2 protein-coding genes are annotated in these 2,833 nt (G+C 45.1%); one reads left to right on the top strand and one right to left on the bottom strand.

Features of this window, described 5'->3' with window-relative positions:
• The coding region (locus tag H150_RS0113325) for a Tn3 family transposase (RefSeq protein ID WP_019959551.1) at positions 1 to 2,273 on the bottom strand (2,273 nt) is incomplete at its 3' end.
• 344 nt (positions 2,274 to 2,617) lie between these two features.
• Between H150_RS0113325 and H150_RS0113320 the strand changes: the two genes are divergently transcribed.
• The coding region (locus tag H150_RS0113320; protein WP_019959550.1) for a recombinase family protein at positions 2,618 to 2,833 on the top strand (216 nt) is incomplete at its 3' end.

The following is a 2,833-nucleotide window of genomic DNA, read 5'->3' as shown; positions in this document are numbered from 1 at the left end:
CCCGCCGTATCAGTGTAGTGTTCCTCAATACGCAAGTCAGATTCGTGATTTAGCAAACCATCAAGCACATAAGTCGAATCACGTACTCCGACACTGATCACCTTGGTACTAAAAGGTGCATACTGGTCAGAGATATGGGTATAAAAAATTCTCCCAGGATTGCTTCCATATTTTGGGTTGATATGTCCCGTACTTCTAGCTTTACTACCAGTTCTGAAATTCTGACCATCTGACGATGAGGTAGTGCCTTCACCCCAATTTTGGGCGAAAGGTTGCCGAAATTGTGCATTCACCAGCTCAGCCAGAGCTTCAGAATAGGTTTCATCACGGATATGCCAAGCCTGTAGCCAAGATAACTTTGCATAAGTTGTGCCAGGGCAAGACTCCGCCATTTTTGTTAAGCCCAAGTTAATTGCATCGGCTAGAATTGTTGTCATCAGCAAGGTTTTATCTTTGACGATATCACTGCTCTTCAGGTGCGTAAAATGGCGAGTGAAGCCCGTCCATTCGTCGACTTCCATTAACAAATCGGTAATTTTGAGGCGTGGCAGAATCAGGGCTGTCTGATCAATCAAGGTTTGCGCAGCATTGGGTACCGCTGTATCCAACGGTTTAATCTTCAGCCCTGATGTATTGGTGATTATGGCATCAGGTAGGGCATTGGCCATTGCCATGCAGTTGACGGTGGCAAGTTGTTCACCCAGTAATTGCAGTCGTTCACTCAGATATTGGTCACAATCAGTGTCCACGTTCAATGACAATTCTTTAGCCTGTTTCAGAGCAACGAATCTGTCTACTGGCACCAGGTATTCGTTGAAGTTTTTGAACTGGCGTGAACCTTGTACCCAAATATCGCCTGAACGTAACGCGTTCTTCAATTCGGACAGTACACATAATTCGTAGTAACGCCGATCGATACCGATGTCAGTTAAAACCAGTTTGGTCCAACGTCGCTTAATAAATGCAGTTGGAGCATCAGATGGCATTTTGCGGACGCTGTTATTATTCATGTCCCTTAAAACATCAATGGCATTGAGCAATCCCTTGGCAGCAGGGGCAGCCTGCAACTTGAGCACGTCAAGAAACTGCGGTGAATAGCGTCGTAAAGTGTTATAGCCCTCGCCAATATGATGCAAGAAATCAAAATCTGCGGGTCTTGCCAGTATCTGCGCCTCAGTGACGCTAGCAGTAAAGGTATGCCATGGCATGAGCATTTCAATGGCTGCAAACGGGTCACCTCCATTTTTCTTAGCTTCAATTAAGGCTTGCCCAATACGCCCATACAGTCGAACCTTGTCATTTATCGCTTTGCCATTGACCTGAAACTGCTGTTGATGCTTATTTTTAGCGACATTGAACAGCTTACCAATAATGCGATCATGTAAATCAATAATTTCGTCTGTGACGGTGGCTATGCTTTCGATCGCTAGGGCAACCAAAGTGGCGTAGCGACGCTTCGGCTCAAATTTTGCCAAGTCAGCGGGTGTCATTTTGGCGCCCTCACGGGCAATTTTGAGTAATCGGTTTTGGTGTACCTGCCGTTCAATTCCAATAGGTAAATTAAGTCCCTGCCAAACTTTTAGGCGCTGGATGTGTTCAAGCATATGACGAGAGTTTGGTTTTGCAGGTGATTGGCGTAGCCATGCCAACCATGTCATTTTACTACCATCCTTGAGCTTTAGGAGTTCGTCCAGCTGTTGACGATGGCATCTTGTCAGGGAGTCGGTCAATATCGTGTTTATATGTCTATTGGCACGGGTGATTGCCTCGGCGCAAATACGATCTATTACGTTGATTGCCGGTAATAGAATATTCCTGTTACGCAGTTGGTCGACCAGCTCACGTGCCAAAACAATACCCTTATCGGTTTGCCAAGCAAGATTGCTTAAACCGTAGACGGCATCTCGATAGTGGTGAAATGTCGTAAATGATTGGAAACCATAGATCGACTGTAACTCTAGCAAATGTTCGCGCCGTGTTTCGGGGCGTTGACTATAGTCGTTCCAGATATCGCCTGATAACTTGAGTTGGTCTGTGACTATGCGTAGTAATGTTGTATCTGGTGCTGTATTTGCCGCAAGCACAATGCCAGGATAGCGCATGTAGCAAAGTTGCACTGCGAAACCCAGTCTATTTGCCGCACCTCGATGCTGCCGAATGCGGGCCAAGTCAGTATCGTTGAAGGTATAGAGTTGAATCAACTCCTCCTTGGTGTCAGGCAAAGCCAGTAGATTTTCACACTCAAAGGCAGTCAGGATTGAACGGCGTGGCATGCACTTACCTTATTCTTGAAAACGAGGGATTTTGAGAAGCCTCATTAGGTCATTGATGCGGAACACTAAATCAAGGCGTTGCCATTCTCGAAAATAGTTCTTGAAATACTATTCTCAATTATTTACCATTTCAATGAGTTTTAAGAATAAATAACATTCATAAGACCATCTGTTGTGATTGATATGGATTAAGCAATCACTCGCTTTTGCAGATTCAGTCCAGAAAAGCAGTTCCATGCTGTATGCTCGAAAGATTACAGAAAAAAACGAGTGCAGCTTGTGACATTGGTTGGCTATCTGAAGAATAGCCATAACATCCCTCTTTATGAAGCACAAGGAGAATCATGCTGATTGGCTATGCACGTGTCTCTACTCAGGATCAAAACCTTACATTGCAACGCGAAGCGTTGATAAATGCCGGCTGTGAGAAAGTCTTTGAGGATAAGGTAAGCGGCACACGAGCAGACCGACCAGGTTTGTCTAAAACGTTGGAAATGCTACGTGAAGGAGACACCTTAGTAGTTTGGAAGCTAGATCGTCTGGGCCGTAGTGTCAAGCAA

It is taken from the genome of Vitreoscilla stercoraria DSM 513 (assembly GCF_000382305.1).
GTDB lineage: Bacteria > Pseudomonadota > Gammaproteobacteria > Burkholderiales > Neisseriaceae > Vitreoscilla > Vitreoscilla stercoraria.
This window is presented reverse-complemented; position numbering and strand designations above follow the sequence as displayed.